The organism is Mesorhizobium loti R88b, from assembly GCF_013170845.1.
GTDB classification, from domain to species: domain Bacteria; phylum Pseudomonadota; class Alphaproteobacteria; order Rhizobiales; family Rhizobiaceae; genus Mesorhizobium; species Mesorhizobium loti_B.
Genome location: NZ_CP033367.1, coordinates 4,552,125 through 4,568,298, shown reverse-complemented (window position 1 = coordinate 4,568,298; position 16,174 = coordinate 4,552,125). Strand labels below are relative to the sequence as shown.

General features: G+C 61.7%; 16 protein-coding genes. 14 read left to right on the top strand and 2 right to left on the bottom strand.

The window, feature by feature from the left end; translation table 11 throughout:
• Positions 1-219: 219 nt before the first annotated feature.
• The 11 genes from eno to EB235_RS22175 all read left to right on the top strand — a co-directional run bounded on the left by eno (position 220) and on the right by EB235_RS22175 (position 10,583).
• Positions 220-1,494 carry a phosphopyruvate hydratase gene (eno, locus tag EB235_RS22225; RefSeq protein WP_027028901.1) on the top strand — a complete coding sequence of 425 codons (1,275 nt, stop codon included), beginning with the start codon at positions 220-222 and terminating at the stop codon, positions 1,492-1,494.
• Positions 1,495-1,652: 158 nt separating this feature from the next.
• On the top strand, positions 1,653-1,976 hold the full coding sequence (locus EB235_RS22220) for an FtsB family cell division protein (RefSeq protein ID WP_027028902.1): 324 nt from the start codon (positions 1,653-1,655) through the stop codon (positions 1,974-1,976).
• A gap of 193 nt (positions 1,977-2,169) precedes the next feature.
• Positions 2,170-3,207 carry a pyruvate dehydrogenase (acetyl-transferring) E1 component subunit alpha gene (gene pdhA, locus EB235_RS22215; RefSeq protein ID WP_027028903.1) on the top strand — a complete coding sequence of 346 codons (1,038 nt, stop codon included), beginning with the start codon at positions 2,170-2,172 and terminating at the stop codon, positions 3,205-3,207.
• Between the two features lie 14 nt (positions 3,208-3,221).
• Positions 3,222-4,619, top strand: a complete 1,398-nt coding sequence (locus tag EB235_RS22210) for a pyruvate dehydrogenase complex E1 component subunit beta (RefSeq protein WP_027028904.1) — start codon at positions 3,222-3,224, stop codon at positions 4,617-4,619.
• Positions 4,620-4,639: 20 nt separating this feature from the next.
• Positions 4,640-6,016, top strand: a complete 1,377-nt coding sequence (locus tag EB235_RS22205; RefSeq protein WP_027028905.1) for a pyruvate dehydrogenase complex dihydrolipoamide acetyltransferase — start codon at positions 4,640-4,642, stop codon at positions 6,014-6,016.
• A gap of 14 nt (positions 6,017-6,030) precedes the next feature.
• Positions 6,031-6,444: a hypothetical protein gene (locus tag EB235_RS22200; protein ID WP_027028906.1), complete on the top strand. Its 414-nt coding sequence runs from the start codon at positions 6,031-6,033 to the stop codon at positions 6,442-6,444.
• Between the two features lie 4 nt (positions 6,445-6,448).
• Complete coding sequence (locus tag EB235_RS22195; RefSeq protein WP_027028907.1) at positions 6,449-7,087, top strand: SGNH/GDSL hydrolase family protein; 639 nt, start codon at positions 6,449-6,451, stop codon at positions 7,085-7,087.
• A gap of 14 nt (positions 7,088-7,101) precedes the next feature.
• Positions 7,102-8,550, top strand: a complete 1,449-nt coding sequence (gene lpdA, locus EB235_RS22190) for a dihydrolipoyl dehydrogenase (protein WP_027028908.1) — start codon at positions 7,102-7,104, stop codon at positions 8,548-8,550.
• Between the two features lie 99 nt (positions 8,551-8,649).
• Entirely contained in the window at positions 8,650-8,907 is a 258-nt protein-coding gene (locus EB235_RS22185; RefSeq protein ID WP_027028909.1) for a GlsB/YeaQ/YmgE family stress response membrane protein, read from the top strand.
• A gap of 138 nt (positions 8,908-9,045) precedes the next feature.
• Positions 9,046-10,011 (top strand): lipoyl synthase, encoded by a 966-nt coding sequence (gene lipA, locus EB235_RS22180; RefSeq protein WP_027028910.1) that lies wholly within the window; start codon positions 9,046-9,048, stop codon positions 10,009-10,011.
• A gap of 113 nt (positions 10,012-10,124) precedes the next feature.
• Positions 10,125-10,583: a type II toxin-antitoxin system RatA family toxin gene (locus EB235_RS22175; protein ID WP_027028911.1), complete on the top strand. Its 459-nt coding sequence runs from the start codon at positions 10,125-10,127 to the stop codon at positions 10,581-10,583.
• Here the strand turns inward: EB235_RS22175 and EB235_RS22170 are convergent.
• Both EB235_RS22170 and EB235_RS22165 read right to left on the bottom strand, forming a co-directional pair.
• A complete protein-coding gene (locus tag EB235_RS22170) occupies positions 10,580-11,068 on the bottom strand; it encodes a CinA family protein (RefSeq protein WP_027028912.1) in 489 nt (162 codons plus the stop codon). The two genes, EB235_RS22175 and EB235_RS22170, sit on opposite strands and share 4 nt — an antisense overlap.
• Positions 11,065-12,288 carry a bifunctional 2-C-methyl-D-erythritol 4-phosphate cytidylyltransferase/2-C-methyl-D-erythritol 2,4-cyclodiphosphate synthase gene (locus EB235_RS22165; RefSeq protein WP_027028913.1) on the bottom strand — a complete coding sequence of 408 codons (1,224 nt, stop codon included), beginning with the start codon at positions 12,286-12,288 and terminating at the stop codon, positions 11,065-11,067. Before EB235_RS22165 ends, EB235_RS22170 begins: the two co-directional genes overlap by 4 nt.
• Before the next feature lie 242 nt (positions 12,289-12,530).
• Here EB235_RS22165 and dusB point away from each other — a divergent pair, with 242 nt between their 5' ends.
• Genes dusB through ntrC form a run of 3 tightly spaced genes read left to right on the top strand, consistent with a single transcriptional unit; the run spans position 12,531 to position 16,155 of the window.
• Complete coding sequence (dusB, locus tag EB235_RS22160; RefSeq protein ID WP_027028914.1) at positions 12,531-13,559, top strand: tRNA dihydrouridine synthase DusB; 1,029 nt, start codon at positions 12,531-12,533, stop codon at positions 13,557-13,559.
• The gene (locus EB235_RS22155) at positions 13,556-14,698 is read left to right on the top strand and encodes a two-component system sensor histidine kinase NtrB (protein WP_027028915.1); all 1,143 of its coding nucleotides are present in this window, start codon (positions 13,556-13,558) and stop codon (positions 14,696-14,698) included. The genes dusB and EB235_RS22155 overlap by 4 nt, the downstream gene beginning before the upstream one ends.
• Positions 14,695-16,155, top strand: a complete 1,461-nt coding sequence (gene ntrC, locus EB235_RS22150) for a nitrogen regulation protein NR(I) (RefSeq protein ID WP_027028916.1) — start codon at positions 14,695-14,697, stop codon at positions 16,153-16,155. Before EB235_RS22155 ends, ntrC begins: the two co-directional genes overlap by 4 nt.
• Positions 16,156-16,174: the final 19 nt, after the last annotated feature.

Sequence of the window (16,174 nt, the reverse complement as noted above, 5' to 3'; positions counted from 1 at the left end):
TCGGACATGTTAGCTTAGTCACGGCGAAACTCCTCCTGTTTCGCCCCGCGCAAAAAACCATACCTCGAAATGCGCGTCTGATGGCATGACTTATGATGACAGAAATTTGCGCTTCGTGAATCGGCGTGGCGGCACTATTCGGCCAGGGCCGGATTGCCTTTTGCGTCGCTTTGGCTAAGACGGGCGCGACCTTTCGTCAGATCAATCGGGGACATCGCAATGACCGCCATCATCGACATTGTCGGACGTGAAATCCTGGACAGCCGTGGAAACCCGACCGTCGAGGTCGATGTCGTGCTCGAAGACGGTTCGATGGGCCGCGCGGCAGTGCCGTCGGGCGCTTCGACCGGCGCTCATGAAGCCGTCGAGCTTCGCGACGGCGGCGCCCGCTATCTCGGCAAGGGCGTGCTCAAGGCCGTCGAGGCGGTCAATGGCGAGCTGTTCGAGGCGATCGGCGGCATGGAAGCCGAAAACCAGATCCACATCGACCAGACCATGATCGAGCTCGATGGCACGCCCAACAAGAGCCGGCTCGGCGCCAATGCCATTCTCGGTGTTTCGCTGGCAGTGGCGAAGGCCGCGGCCGACGCTGCAGGCTTGCCGCTCTATCGTTATGTCGGCGGCACCAAAGCGCATATCCTGCCGGTGCCGATGATGAACATCATCAATGGCGGCGCGCATGCCGACAACCCGATCGACTTCCAGGAATTCATGATCCTGCCGGTTGGCGCACCGACGCTGCGCGAAGCCGTACGTTGGGGTTCGGAAATCTTCCACACGCTGCGCAAGAAGCTGAAGGATGCTGGCCACAACACCAATGTCGGCGACGAAGGCGGCTTTGCCCCGAACCTGAAGAGTGCGCCGGTGGCGCTCGATTTCATCATGGAATCAATCGAGAAGGCCGGTTTCAAGCCGGGCGAGGAGATCGCGCTCGGCCTTGATTGCGCCGCGACCGAGTTCTTCAAGGACGGCAACTACGTCTATGAGGGCGAGAAGAAGACGCGTGATCCCAAGGCGCAGGCGAAATACTTGGCCAAACTCGCCGCCGACTACCCGATCATTTCGATCGAGGACGGCCTGGCCGAGGACGACTGGGAAGGCTGGAAATACCTGACCGACCTGATCGGCAAGAAGACCCAGCTGGTCGGCGACGATCTGTTCGTCACCAACACGGCGCGGCTGCGCGATGGTATCCGCATGGGCGTTGCCAATTCGATCCTGGTCAAGGTCAACCAGATCGGTTCGCTGACGGAAACGCTCGACGCCGTCGAGACCGCGCACAAGGCTGCTTACACCGCTGTCATGTCGCACCGTTCGGGTGAAACCGAGGATTCGACCATCGCCGATCTCGCCGTCGCCACCAATTGCGGGCAGATCAAGACCGGTTCGTTGTCACGCTCAGACCGCATGGCCAAGTACAACCAGCTGATCCGCATCGAGGAAGAGCTTGGCAAGCAGGCGCGCTACGCCGGCAAGTCGGTGATCAAAGGCTGATCCGAAAACGCAGACCTCGGATACTGGGCGAAGGGCGGGATCATTCCCGCCCTTTTTCATTTCGCTGTCGCCGGGCCGGTCTCCGTAACCGTCCGTTAAGCACAATTGGGTGAAAAAGGGTCCGGGTCGCTTGAGTTCGCGGCCATGGGGAATCGGTCATGTGGACGCGTCAGCACAAGCAGAGAAACACCGGCCGGCTGATCATTCCCTCGCTTTGCGTCCTGTTCCTGGCCTATTTCGGCTTCCATGCCTATCACGGTGAATTCGGCATCAATTCGAAATATCAGCTGGAAGCCCAGACGGTTGCGCTGCAGGCGCAGCTCGATGCCGTCAAGGCGCGTCGGATAGAACTCGAACGGCGCGTTCGGCTGATGCATGACGGCACGCTTGAGAAGGACATGCTCGACGAGCAGGCGCGCAGGGCGCTCAACCTGTCCCAGGCTGATGAAATCACCATCATGTTGCCGGCCTCGTCGAAATAACTGCATTTCGGTTAATCAACAATATTTTCAATGATTTTAATCGCTTAGGCGCATGCCAGCTATGCAAATTCGTCATGGCGCAACGCTCTGACGCGTGTTAGCCTTGCATAAATCGGTGGGGAGAGCTGATCTTCCCAGGGCGGATTTCATCCTGCCCTAATGTCCGCGAAGAGACGCCAACAGGGAGTGATGCATGGCCACCGCAGCCAGAAAAGCGCCTGCCAAATCGAAATCCGACGGCAAATCAGGGCTTTCCGCGCCCAAGCCCGCTGAATTCACCAAGGACGAAGAGCTCGCTGCCTATCGGCACATGCTGCTCATCCGCCGCTTCGAGGAAAAGGCCGGCCAGCTCTACGGCATGGGCTTCATCGGCGGCTTCTGCCATCTCTATATCGGCCAGGAAGCGGTCGTCACCGGCATGAAGATGGCGCTGATCGACGGCGACCAGATGATTACTGCCTATCGCGACCACGGCCACATGCTGGCGATGGAGCTTTCGCCGCGCGGCGTCATGGCCGAGCTGACCGGACGCCGCGGCGGCCTGTCCAGGGGCAAGGGCGGCTCCATGCACATGTTCTCCAAGGAGAAGCATTTTTACGGCGGTCACGGCATTGTCGGCGCACAGGTGTCGCTGGGCACGGGCTTGGCCTTCGCCAACCGCTATCGCGACAACAACAACGTCTCGCTGACCTATTTCGGCGACGGCGCGGCCAATCAGGGCCAGGTCTATGAAAGCTTCAACATGGCCTCGTTGTGGAAGCTGCCGGTGATCTACATCATCGAGAACAACCGCTACGCCATGGGCACTTCGGTGTCGCGCTCGTCGGCGGAAACCAATTTTTCGCATCGCGGCGCCTCGTTCAAGATTCCCGGCATCCAGGTCGACGGCATGGATGTCCGCGCGGTCAAATCCGCCGGCGATCAGGCGACCGAATGGTGCCGCGCCGGCAACGGGCCGATCATTCTCGAAATGCAGACTTACCGCTATCGCGGTCACTCGATGTCGGATCCGGCGAAATACCGCTCCAAGGAAGAAGTGCAGAAGATGCGCTCCGACCATGACCCGATCGAACAGGTCAAGGCGCGGTTGACGCAGAAGAAGTGGGCGACCGAGGACGAGCTGAAGACCATCGACAAGGAGGTTCGCGACATCGTCGCCGACGCCGCCGAGTTTGCCCAGAACGATGCAGAGCCGGATCCGTCCGAACTCTGGACCGATATCGTACTGTAAGGGAGGGCCAGGACATGCCGATCGAAATTCTCATGCCCGCTCTCTCGCCGACCATGGAAGAGGGCAATCTTTCCAAGTGGTTGAAGAACGAAGGCGACAAGGTCGTCGCTGGCGACGTCATCGCCGAAATAGAGACCGACAAGGCGACGATGGAAGTCGAAGCCGTTGATGAAGGCACGATTGGCAAGATCGTGGTTCCCGCTGGCACCGAAGGCGTCAAGGTCAATGCGGTGATCGCCATTTTGCTCCAGGAAGGCGAAAATGCCGCCGATGCCGGCAAGGCTGCGGCGCCCGCCAAGGCGGAAGCGCCGGCAAAGGCAGAAGCCCCGGCCGCGGCTGAAGACGCCACTCCGGCGGCTAAGCCGGCTCCAGTCGCAGCTGCTCCGAAAACGGAAATCGCCGCCGATCCGGACATTCCGGCCGGCACCGAAATGGTCTCGACCACGGTGCGCGAAGCGCTGCGCGATGCCATGGCCGAGGAAATGCGCCGCGACGGTGACGTCTTCGTCATGGGCGAGGAGGTTGCCGAATACCAGGGCGCCTACAAGATCACGCAAGGGCTGCTGCAGGAGTTCGGGCCACGGCGCGTCGTCGACACGCCGATCACCGAGCATGGCTTTGCCGGTGTCGGTGTTGGCGCGGCGATGGCGGGCCTGAAGCCGATCGTCGAGTTCATGACCTTCAACTTCGCCATGCAGGCGATCGACCAGATTATCAATTCGGCCGCCAAGACGCTCTATATGTCGGGCGGCCAGATGGGCGCGCCGATCGTGTTCCGCGGGCCGAACGGGGCTGCCGCCCGCGTCGCCGCCCAGCACTCGCAGTGCTATGCCGCCTGGTACAGCCACATTCCGGGCCTGAAAGTCGTGATGCCTTACACGGCCGCCGACGCCAAGGGCCTGCTCAAGGCGGCGATCCGCGATCCGAACCCGGTCATCTTCCTCGAGAACGAGATCCTTTACGGCCAGTCCTTCGACGTGCCGAAGCTGGATGACTTCGTGCTGCCGATCGGCAAGGCGCGTATCCACAAGCAAGGCAAGGACGTCAGCATCGTCTCGTTCGGCATCGGGATGACCTATGCGGTCAAGGCGGAGGCGGAACTGCGCGGTCTGGGCATCGACGCCGAGATCATCGACCTGCGCACGATCCGTCCGCTGGATCTCGACACCATCATCGCCTCGGTCAAGAAGACCAACCGGCTGGTCGTGGTCGAAGAAGGCTATCCACAGAGCTCGGTCGGCGACCACATCGCCAACCAGGTCTCGCAGCGCGCCTTCGATTTCCTCGACGCGCCGGTCATCACCATTGCCGGCAAGGACGTGCCAATGCCTTATGCGGCAAACCTCGAAAAGCTGGCCTTGCCGAATGTCGGCGAGGTCATCGAGGCGGTCAAAGCCGTCGCGTATCGCTGAACCGGGCGGGAGGACAAGAAATGCCAATCAACATCACCATGCCGGCGCTCTCGCCCACGATGGAAGAGGGCAATCTGTCAAAGTGGCTGGTCAAAGAAGGCGACAAGGTTTCGCCGGGCGATGTCATTGCCGAGATCGAGACCGACAAGGCGACAATGGAGGTCGAGGCCGTCGATGAGGGCACTGTTGCGAAGCTCGTCGTTCCCGCCGGTACCGAAGGCGTCAAGGTCAATGCGCTGATCGCCGTGCTCGCCGCTGAGGGCGAAGATGCTGGCGCTGCGGCGAAAAGCGGTGGCGGTGCTGCACCGGCAAAAGCGGAGGCTCCGAAGGCCGAGGCTCCCAAGGCCGACGCACCAAAAGCCGAGCCAACAAAGCCTGAAGTTGCTGCGCCTGCGCCCAAGGCTGAGGCGGCTCCAGTCGCCAACGGCCATGCGGCTGGGGAACGCACCTTCGCCTCGCCGCTCGCGCGCCGAATCGCCAAGGAAGCTGGCGTCGATGTATCGGCCGTGACCGGCACCGGCCCGCATGGCCGGGTGGTGAAGGCCGATGTCGATGCGGCGATCGCCGGCGGCAGTGCCAAGACTGCACCTGCGGCCAAGGCTCCAGCCGGCGCGCCGGCGGCTGCTTCTGCTCCAGCGGTGAAGGCGATGTCGGACGATCAGGTGCTGAAGCTGTTCGAGCAAGGCTCCTACGATCTCGTCCCGCACGATAATATGCGCAAGACCATTGCGCGGCGGCTGGTCGAGGCCAAGACCACCATCCCGCATTTTTACCTGACGCTCGACTGTGAACTCGATGCGCTCTTGGCGCTGCGCACGCAGATCAATGCGGCAGCGCCTATGAAGAAGACCGACAAGGGTGATGCCCCAGCCTACAAACTGTCGGTCAACGATATGGTGATCAAGGCCATGGCGTTGGCGCTGAAGGCGGTGCCCGATGCCAATGCCTCGTGGACCGAAACCGCCATGGTCAAGCACAAGCACGCCGATGTCGGCGTTGCCGTCTCGATCCCCGGTGGGCTGATCACGCCGATCATTCGGCATGCGGACGAAAAGACGCTCTCCACCATCTCCAACGAGATGAAGGATCTGGCGAGCCGCGCCCGCAGCCGCAAGCTGAAGCCGGAAGAGTACCAGGGCGGCACCACAGCGGTGTCGAATCTCGGCATGTTTGGGATCAAGGACTTTGCCGCCGTCATCAATCCGCCGCATGCGACGATCCTGGCGGTGGGTGCCGGTGAGGAGCGGGCGGTGGTCAAGAACGGCGAGATCAAGATAGCCACCGTGATGTCGGTGACACTGTCGACCGATCACCGTGCCGTTGACGGAGCGCTCGGTGCCGAACTGCTGGTCGCCTTCAAGCGGCTGATCGAAAATCCGATGGGCATGCTGGTTTAGGAAGGGAGAGGGCGGTGCGGACATTCTTCACCAGCCTCTTCGCTTTCATCATCTCCGGATTCGTCGGTGGTCTGATCGCCCAGCAACTGGCCGTCATCACGGATGCGCAAGAAGAATACATCATCGTCTTCATGTTCTCGGTGCTGGTGACGTTTGTCGTCACCTTCGTCTTCTTCGTGGCGCAGTTGATGAACGGCCCTGTCGCGGCCGTGGCCCGAACAGGCAAGTGGACGCTGATCGTGTTTGTGGTGTTGCTCGTCCTGTTCGTCGCCCTGATCCTCTACAGCGACAGCAGCGCCGCGGTGGTCAGGAAAGACATGCCGATGGTTGCCGGGCTTGGTCTGCCGGGCTTGGTGACAATCATCGTGCATTGGCTGTTCGTGCGCTGGCGGGTGAAGCGCGGCGTAGCCGACACAAAGGCAGGTTGAGCGCATGAAGACAGTGCTTTGCTACGGCGATTCGCTGACCTGGGGACACGACCCGGAGACCTTGGGTCGACATGAACATGAAGACCGGTGGCCAACCTCACTGGCGACAGCGCTCGGATCGGGCTGCCATGTCATTGCCGAAGGACTGGGCGGTCGCACCACGGCCTATGACGACTTCCTGTCGGGCGCCGACCGAAATGGCGCGCGGATATTGCCGACGATCCTGAGCACGCACTCGCCGATCGATCTGATCGTCATCATGCTTGGCTCGAACGACATGAAGCCGTCGATTCATGGCAGCGCTGTCATCGCGTCCTATGGCATGCGGCGCCTCGTTGAGATCGTGCGGGGGCACGCCTATCCATTCGGCGGTGTCATCCCCAGGATTATTCTGGTGGCGCCGCCGCATATCGTGGAAACGCGCAAGGCGGACTACGCCGAAATGTTGGGAACGGGCGCAATGGAATCGCCCAAGCTTGCCGGCTTTTATCAAACCGCCGCCGAAGAGACGGGCTGCGGCTTTTTTGATGCCGCGAGCGTCGCCAAATGTACACCGCTCGATGGCGTCCACCTCGATGCAGAAAACACGCGCAACATCGGCAAGGCGTTAGCGCCTGCTGTGCGCGTCATGCTGGAATTGTGATCAAGGAGAAAACCGTGGCTGAGAACTACGACGTCATCATCATCGGCTCCGGCCCCGGCGGCTATGTCACGGCGGTGCGTTCCGCCCAGCTTGGCTTCAAGACGGCGATCGTCGAGCGCGAGCATCTCGGCGGCATCTGCCTCAACTGGGGCTGCATACCAACCAAGGCACTGCTGCGCTCGGCCGAGATCATGCACTATTCCGATCATTTGAAGGATTACGGGCTGAAGCTCGACGGCGGCAAGATCAGCGCCGACACCGCCGCTGTCGTCGACCGCTCGCGCAAAGTTTCTCTGCGCCTCAATGGCGGCGTTGCCTTCCTGATGAAGAAGAACAAGGTCGATGTCATCTGGGGCGAAGCCAAGCTGTCGAAGCCGGGTGAGATCGTTGTCTCCGCGACGGCCAAGAAGCCGATGGAGCCGCAGCCGCCGGTGCCGAAGGGCGTCAAGGGCGAGGGCACCTACACCGCCAAGCACATCATCCTGGCGACCGGTGCGCGGCCGCGTGCGCTGCCCGGCATCGAGCCGGACGGCAAGCTGATCTGGACTTACTTTGAAGCCATGGTGCCGAAAGAGATGCCGAAATCGCTGCTGGTGATGGGCTCGGGCGCCATCGGCATCGAATTCGCTTCCTTCTACCGCACCATGGGCGCCGAAGTGACGGTCGTCGAACTGCTGCCGGCGGTGATGCCGGTCGAGGACGCCGAAGTCTCGAAATTCGCGCAAAAGCAGTTCGAGAAACAAGGCATGAAGATCATCCTCGAAGCCAAAGTAACCAAGGTCGAGAAGGGGGCGAACTCGGTTACCGCGCATGTCGAGATGAAGGACGGCAAGGTCGAGAAGATCACCGCCGACCGCATGATTTCCGCCGTCGGTGTCCAGGGCAATATCGAGAATCTCGGCCTTGAGGCACTTGGCGTGAAGACCGAGCGCGGTTGCGTCGTCATCGACGGCTATGGCAAGACCAACGTGCCCGGTATCTACGCCATCGGCGATGTCGCCGGTCCGCCGATGCTTGCCCACAAGGCCGAGCACGAGGGTGTGGTGTGCATCGAAAAGATCGCCAATTTTCCTGGTGTTCACCCAACGGACAAGCTCAAGATCCCCGGCTGCACCTATTGCAACCCGCAGGTCGCCTCCGTTGGCCTGACGGAAGCCAAGGCCAAGGCCGAAGGCAAGGATATCCGTGTCGGGCGCTTCCAGTTCGCCGCCAACGGCAAGGCGATTGCGCTTGGCGAGGACCAGGGCTTCATCAAGACCATCTTCGACAAGAAGACTGGTCAGTTGCTTGGTGCGCACATGGTCGGCGCCGAGGTGACTGAATTGATCCAGGGTTTTGTCGTCGCGATGAACCTGGAGACGACAGAAGAAGAGCTGATGCACACCATCTTCCCGCATCCGACGCTGTCGGAGATGATGAAGGAAAGCGTGCTCGACGCCTATGGCCGCGCATTGAACGCATGATAGATTTGCCGCAAGAGACTCAGCCGCGAAAGCCCTGGGAACTCGACGGCAACGGTGGTCGTTTCCGGATGCATTATTACGCGCACAGGGAGAAGGCATATGCACTTGAACGGCGTGGGCTGGATCGCAGCCATCATCATCGGCGGCCTGGCAGGCTGGTTCGCCGAAATGGTCATGAAGAGCAACACCGGCATTTTCATGAACATTATCATGGGCATCGTTGGCGCGGTGGTGTTGAACGCCATCCTGCAAGCTCTCAATATCGGCGTGTTCGGCGTCGGCTGGACCGCCTATCTGATCACCGGCTTCATCGGTGCCTGTCTGCTGATCTTTGTCGGTCGCCTGGTGCGCCGTTAGTCGATATCGTTCCGGCTATGCGAAAACGGTTGTAGCGGCATGCGCCGCTGCAGCCTTTTTCTTTGTGCCGAAAAGTCCTAGATGACGTAAAAGTGACGATCGCCGACGGGCGGTCGTTAGGAAAAGCCAGGGTTTGAGATGGTCACTGTCCTCGACACGATCGCCAATGCGCCGCGGCTGCGGCATCCCGAGAAGGCGCACAAGCCTGACCAGGAGGTATTGCGCAAACCTGACTGGATCCGCGTCAAGGCGCCGATGTCGAAGGGTTATGCCGAGACGCGCGAGATTGTGAAATCGCACAAGCTGGTGACGGTCTGCGAAGAGGCCGGCTGCCCCAACATCGGCGAGTGCTGGGAGAAGAAGCACGCCACCTTCATGATCATGGGCGAGATCTGCACGCGCGCCTGCGCCTTCTGCAATGTCGCCACCGGCATTCCGACCGCACTCGATGCCGATGAGCCCGCACGGGTCGCGCATGCCGTCAAGCAGATGGGCCTGACCCATGTCGTCATCACCTCGGTCGACCGCGATGACCTCGCCGATGGCGGCGCACAGCATTTCGCCGAGGTCATCCGCGCCATTAGGGCGGCGACGCCCCTGACCACGATCGAAATCCTGACGCCCGATTTCCTGCGCAAGGACGGCGCGCTTGAGATCGTGGTGGCGGCAAAGCCCGACGTCTTCAACCACAATCTGGAGACGGTACCATCGAACTATCTGACGGTTCGTCCTGGTGCACGCTACTTCCATTCGATCCGGCTGTTGCAGCGGGTCAAGGAACTCGATCCGTCGATCTTCACCAAGTCCGGCATCATGGTCGGCCTGGGCGAAGAGCGGAATGAAATCCTGCAGCTGATGGACGATTTGCGTTCGGCCAATGTCGACTTCATGACCATCGGTCAATATCTGCAGCCTTCGAAGAAGCACCATCCGGTGATCCGCTTCGTCACGCCGGAGGAGTTCAAATCCTTCGAGACGATCGGCCGGACCAAGGGCTTTCTTTTGGTGGCATCGAGCCCGCTGACGCGCTCGTCGCACCATGCCGGCGACGATTTCGCCCGGCTGCGCGCGGCGCGGGAAGCACAGCTCCAAAAGACGCTCTGATGCATGTCGCCCAAAAGTGACCTCGGTTTTGGGAGAACGACATGCATAGAAACAACGTCTCCAAAGCGCGCCGCATGAATCCGTTTCGACACGACGCGCTTTAGAGCCGGTTCATGCCGAAATTCGAAGCCACCCGACGCCTTGCCCATACGCCACAGCAGATGTTTGCGCTGGTTGCCGATATCGAGGCCTATCCGCAATTCCTGCCGCTCTGCGAGGCGCTGACGGTGCGCTCGCGCAAGGAGCGTGACGGACGCACCGTTCTGCTGGCCGACATGAGTGTCGGTTACAAGGCGATCCGCGAAACCTTTACGACGCAGGTGCTTTTGAAACCCGATGACAGCACCATAGAGGTCAAATACATCGACGGCCCATTCAAATATCTGAGCAATGTCTGGCGTTTCGAGCCAGATGGCCGCGGCTGCGCCGTCCGCTTCTTCATCGACTATGAGTTCAAGAGCCGCATCCTGGGCGCGCTGATGGGCACCATGTTCGACCGTGGCTTCCGCATGTTCGCCGAGGCTTTCGAAAAGCGCGCCGACGTCGTCTATGGTGTGGCACCGCAGGCCTAATTCCGGCTGAGCGCTTGCAGGCCTAGCTTCAGGGCGTGTCTCACTGTCTCGTGGCGGATGAATTCGCGGCCCTTGTGGCCAAACAGCTGGCGCTCGGCGACAACCGGCTGGCCGGCCAGGGCTAGGCCGAACCAGACGAGACCGACCGGCTTGTCGGCCGAACCTCCGCCTGGGCCGGCAATGCCGGTAACGGCAAGGGAAAGGCTTGCGCGTGAATGCGCCAGCGCGCCGGCCGCCATCTCCAGCGCCGTTTCGCGCGACACAGCTCCATGCGCGTCGAGCGTTTCGGCGGAAACGCCGAGCATCTCCATCTTGGCTTCGTTGGAATAGGTGATGAAGCCGCGGTCGACCACGGCGGAGGAGCCGGCGATGTCGGTGAGTGCTGCAATGATCAGGCCGCCGGTGCAACTTTCCGCCGTTGCCAGCATGATGCTGCGTTGCTGGCAGGCAAGCAGCAGGGCGTTTGCGAGCTCGGCGTTGCTCATTCCGGCACCTCGCCTGGAAACACCACGCTGGCGGTGGCGATCGCCGCAATGCCTTCCTCGCGGCCGATGAAGCCGAGCTTCTCGTTGGTTGTCGCCTTGATCGAGATGCGGTCGGCGGAAATGCCCAGCATCTGCGACAGGGCTGATGTCATCGCCTCGCGGTGCGGCCCGACGCGCGGCGCCTCGCAGATCAGCGTGATGTCGGCATTGGCGATGCGCCCGCCGCGTTCGCGTACCACTTTCGCCGCGTGCTCGACGAATATCCGCGACGCGGCGCCCTTCCACTGCGGATCGGATGGCGGGAAATGCGTGCCGATGTCGCCGGCGCCGCAGGTAGCCAGCAGCGCATCAGTCAAAGCGTGCAGCCCGACATCAGCATCGGAATGGCCGGACAGCTTCTTGTCATGCGGAATGGAAACACCGCACAGGGTGACGTGGTCACCCGGCTCGAAAGCATGGACGTCGTAACCGTTGCCGGTGCGGATGTCGGGGAAGTGTGTTCGTTCGCTTGAAAGCCGCTGGTGCGCCATGGCGATGTCCCGTGCCCAGGTGAGTTTGACATTGTCCGGCGAGCCGGGAACGAGCTTGACTGGAATATGCGCCCATTCGGCGATGGCCGCATCGTCCGTGAAGTCCAGCCTGCCCAGCTGATGGGCTTTGTCGTGCGCGGCAAGGATCGGCCCGTAGGGAAAACCTTGCGGCGTTTGCGCGGCGTGCAGTCCGCTGCGGGAAACGGTTTCTGCGACAACGCCCGACGCTGACTCGCGTTTCAACGTGTCGGCGACGGGCAGGGCGGGCAACGCCCCCTCGTTCTCGCCGATGGCGGCGATGGTGCGGTCGATCAACTCCGCGTCGACGAACGGGCGGACGGCATCGTGAATCAGAACATGGACGGGCGCGTGGTCTTTCAGCGCCAGCAGCCCTAGCCGGACGGATTCCTGCCTGGTTGGCCCGCCAATGACGGCGGTGACACGCTGGGCCTGGATGCCGGCCGCTTGCCGGAACAGGTCGTGGTCGTCGGCGTGGATGGCGACAACAATCTGGCCGGTTTGCGGATGGGCCAGAAACATCTCCAGCGTATGGGCAATGACGGCGCGCCCGCCGATGGACTGGTACTGCTTGGGTCCGTTGGCCTGCCCGGCACGAGCGCCGCGGCCGGCGGCGACGATCACCACGGCAACCCCACCTCTCGCACTCGCGTTTTCGCTTGCGTCAGTCATGGCGATTGGCTTAGCGCACGATCCCCGAAAGTGTAATTGGTTTTCGGAAAAGATCGTGCGTCAAATATGAATTCCAAAGCGTCCTTCACACATACTGGACGATGCGCGGCAACCTCGTCGCGGCAAAAGCCGAAGGCCCGCTTTTTCCCAATTGCGCCTTAATGTGGCGTCATTCCGCGTTGCACTTTGCGGCTGATATGGCTAGAGAATGTGCAACGAATAGACGTGCTTGGTTTTTGTGCATGGTTAACTCAGCCAAATTGGCCGCGCCTCTCGACGTCGGCGGCGTGGAAATCCGCAATCGCGTATTCCTAGCGCCGATGTCGGGGATTACCGACGAGCCTTTCCGCAAGCGCGCCCATGCGCATGGCGCTGGTCTGGTCGTGTCCGAAATGGTGGCAAGCGGCGAACTCGCCAAGGGCAGGGCCGGTTTCGACCTGCGCATACGGCATTCCGGCCTGCCCGTCCATATGGTGCAGCTTGCTGGCCGCGAGGCTATCCATATGGCCGAGGGCGCGCGTATCGCCGCCGGCGAGGGCGCCGACATCATCGACATCAACATGGGCTGCCCGGCCAAGAAGGTGACCGGCGGCTATGCAGGCTCGGCATTGATGCTGGACCTCGATCATGCCCTGTCGCTGATTGAGGCCGTGGTTGGCGCGGTCGAGGTCCCGGTGACGGTCAAGATGCGGCTCGGCTGGGATGAAGGCGCGCTCAACGCGCCTATCCTGGCGCGCCGTGCCGAGCAGGCCGGCGTCAAGATGGTAACGGTGCATGGCCGAACGCGCTGCCAGTTCTATCAGGGCAAGGCCGACTGGCGCGCTATCGCCCGCGTCAAGGAAGCAGTATCGATTCCCGTCATTGCCAATGGCGACGTCTGTTCCCCGGCCGACGCCGCCGACATTCTCGATCAATCCGGTGCCGATGCGGTGATGGTCGGCCGTGCGCACTATGGCGCGCCCTGGATCGCCGGTGGCATTGCAGCCGCGGTAGCTGGCGGAACGGCGGCCAACGTGCCGCGCAATCCCGCGGCATTGGCCGACTATGTCGTCGCTCATTACGAGGACATGCTGGCGCTTTATGGCATCGAGAGCGGCTTGCGCCAGGCACGCAAACATCTGGGCTGGTATCTCGATCGCCATGCCGCTGGCGTCGCCGACGACAGTCGAAAGGCCATCCTGACTGCGTTCGAGCCGGCCCGTGTCATTGCCTTGCTGCGCGATGTGTTTTCGCGCGATCCGCAATCCCTGAACCTGCGGAGTGCGGCATGAACGCCAACGCCACCCAGGGCACCGATATGGCAGAGGCCGCCCATATCGTGCTCAACACCATCCGCCGTCCGGTGATCATGGTCGATATGGATGGGTTCATCACTTACGCCAATGCCGATGCCGAGGACTTCTTCCGTTCGAGCGCGAATATGCTCGCCCGCAACACACTGTCGAAACTCATTCCTTTCGGCAGCCCTTTGCTGACGCTGGTCGACCAGGTGCGCGAGCGTCATGCTCCGGTCAACGAGTATCGCGTCGACGTGTCCTCGCCGCGTCTCGGCATCGAGAAAGTCGTCGATCTCTATGTCGCGCCGGTGCCGGAATTCCCGGGTTCCGTCGTCGTCATGTTCCAGGAACGGTCGATGGCCGACAAGATCGACCGGCAAATGACGCATCGCGGTGCGGCGCGTTCGGTGACCGGCCTGGCGGCGATGCTTGCCCATGAGATCAAGAACCCACTCTCCGGCATCAGGGGAGCCGCGCAGTTGCTCGAACTGTCCGCCTCCGACGAGGACCGTGCCCTGACCCGGCTGATCACCGACGAGACCGACCGCATCGTCTCTCTCGTCGATCGCATGGAAGTGTTTTCGGATGAGCGGCCGATCGATCGCTACCCCGTCAACATCCACGTCGTACTGGATCATGTGAAAGCGATTGCAAAAAATGGTTTCGCCAAGAAAATCAAGATCTTGGAAGACTATGATCCATCATTGCCTCCGGTTTTTGCCAACCGGGACCAGCTGATCCAGGTCTTCCTCAACCTGGTCAAGAACGCCGCCGAGGCGATCGGCAGCGACCCTCAGGGCGAGATCGTGCTGTCGACCGCCTTCCGGCCGGGCATTCGCGTTTCCGTCCCGGGCACGCAGGATCGCGTCTCGCTGCCGCTGGAGTTCTGCGTGCGCGACAACGGTTCCGGCGTCTCGGAGGATATCCTGCCGATCCTGTTTGATCCCTTCATCACCACCAAGCCGAACGGCTCGGGGCTTGGGCTGGCGCTGGTCGCCAAGATCGTCGGCGAGCACGGCGGCATCATCGAATGCGATTCGACGCCGCGCGGAACCACATTCCGCATCCTGATGCCGGCCTGGAAGGAAACGCCATTCGGCGCTGAAGAAGACGGTGAAGGAGACCGCAAATGACGGTTCGCGGCAATATTCTCGTCGCCGATGACGATGCGGCCATCCGCACAGTGCTCAATCAGGCCCTTTCGCGCGTCGGCCACGAGGTGCGCGTCACCTCCAACGCCTCGACCTTGTGGCGCTGGGTGGCGGCGGGCGAGGGTGACCTCGTCATCACCGATGTGGTGATGCCGGACGAGAACGCCTTCGACATGCTGCCCCGCATCAAGAAGGCTCGACCTGAGCTGCCCGTCATCGTCATGAGCGCCCAGAACACCTTCATGACGGCGATCCGCGCATCCGAAACCGGCGCCTACGAATATCTGCCGAAGCCGTTCGACCTGACTGAACTGCTCAGCATCGTCAACCGGGCGCTTTCGGAACCACGCCGGCCGAAGATCGATACGCACCCCGAAGAACAGCCCGACGCGATGCCGCTTGTCGGACGCTCGGCTGCCATGCAGGACATCTACCGCATGCTGGCCCGCATGATGCAGACCGACCTGACGGTGATGATCTCGGGCGAATCCGGCACCGGCAAGGAGCTGGTGGCGCGCGCGCTGCATGAATATGGCCGCCGTCGAGGCGGCCCCTTCGTTGCCATCAACATGGCGGCGATCCCACGCGACCTGATCGAATCGGAGCTGTTCGGCCATGAGAAGGGCGCCTTCACCGGCGCGCAGAACCGCTCCACCGGCCGCTTCGAACAAGCCGAGGGCGGCACACTGTTCCTTGACGAGATCGGCGACATGCCGATGGAGGCGCAGACGCGCCTGCTGCGCGTCCTGCAGCAGGGCGAATACACGACTGTCGGCGGCCGCACGCCGATCAAGACCGATGTGCGCATCGTCGCCGCCACCAACAAGGATCTGCGCACGCTGATCAACCAGGGACTGTTCCGCGAGGATCTTTTCTATCGTCTCAACGTCGTGCCGCTCCGCTTGCCTGCGCTGCGCGAGCGATCGGAGGATGTCCCTGACCTCGTTCGCCACTTCTTCAAGCTGGGCGAGCTGGAGGGCCTCCTGACCAAGCGTATTTCTTCCGGCGGCATCGAACTGATGAAGCGCTATCCGTGGCCGGGCAATGTGCGCGAACTGGAAAACCTGGTTCGACGGCTCGCCGCGCTTTATTCGCAAGATGAGATTTCCGCCGAGATCATCGAGGCGGAGCTGAAGACTGGCGAGCGCCCCGTTGTGCCCGGCGGCGGCAACCTGATTCCCGACGATCTCTCCATCGGCCAGGCGGTCGAGCACTTCCTGCAGCGCTATTTCGCTTCTTTTGCCGGCGAATTGCCGCCCGCCGGCTTGTACCAGCGCATCCTGTCCGAAGTCGAATACCCGCTGGTCCTTGCCTCGATGACGGCAACCCGCGGCAACCAGATCAAGGCCGCGGAGCTGCTGGGATTGAACCGCAACACGTTGCGCAAGAAGATTCGCGAACTGGGCGTCAACGTCTACAAATCGTCGCGGCCGGGCTGAGCGCTGATCTGACGCCGGC

Bases quoted from the DNA above. Each gene is read 5' to 3' on its own strand.
- EB235_RS22210 (WP_027028904.1), top strand. From the start codon at position 3,222: ATGCCGATCGAAATTCTCATGCCCGCTCTCTCGCCGACCATGGAAGAG.
- EB235_RS22195 (WP_027028907.1), top strand. From the start codon at position 6,449: ATGAAGACAGTGCTTTGCTACGGCGATTCGCTGACCTGGGGACACGAC.
- EB235_RS22165 (WP_027028913.1), bottom strand. From the start codon at position 12,288: ATGACTGACGCAAGCGAAAACGCGAGTGCGAGAGGTGGGGTTGCCGTG.
- ntrC (WP_027028916.1), top strand. From the start codon at position 14,695: ATGACGGTTCGCGGCAATATTCTCGTCGCCGATGACGATGCGGCCATC.
- pdhA (WP_027028903.1), top strand. From the start codon at position 2,170: ATGGCCACCGCAGCCAGAAAAGCGCCTGCCAAATCGAAATCCGACGGC.
- dusB (WP_027028914.1), top strand. From the start codon at position 12,531: ATGGTTAACTCAGCCAAATTGGCCGCGCCTCTCGACGTCGGCGGCGTG.
- EB235_RS22185 (WP_027028909.1), top strand. From the start codon at position 8,650: ATGCACTTGAACGGCGTGGGCTGGATCGCAGCCATCATCATCGGCGGC.
- EB235_RS22205 (WP_027028905.1), top strand. From the start codon at position 4,640: ATGCCAATCAACATCACCATGCCGGCGCTCTCGCCCACGATGGAAGAG.
- EB235_RS22155 (WP_027028915.1), top strand. From the start codon at position 13,556: ATGAACGCCAACGCCACCCAGGGCACCGATATGGCAGAGGCCGCCCAT.
- lipA (WP_027028910.1), top strand. From the start codon at position 9,046: ATGGTCACTGTCCTCGACACGATCGCCAATGCGCCGCGGCTGCGGCAT.
- EB235_RS22220 (WP_027028902.1), top strand. From the start codon at position 1,653: ATGTGGACGCGTCAGCACAAGCAGAGAAACACCGGCCGGCTGATCATT.
- EB235_RS22175 (WP_027028911.1), top strand. From the start codon at position 10,125: ATGCCGAAATTCGAAGCCACCCGACGCCTTGCCCATACGCCACAGCAG.
- EB235_RS22170 (WP_027028912.1), bottom strand. From the start codon at position 11,068: ATGAGCAACGCCGAGCTCGCAAACGCCCTGCTGCTTGCCTGCCAGCAA.
- eno (WP_027028901.1), top strand. From the start codon at position 220: ATGACCGCCATCATCGACATTGTCGGACGTGAAATCCTGGACAGCCGT.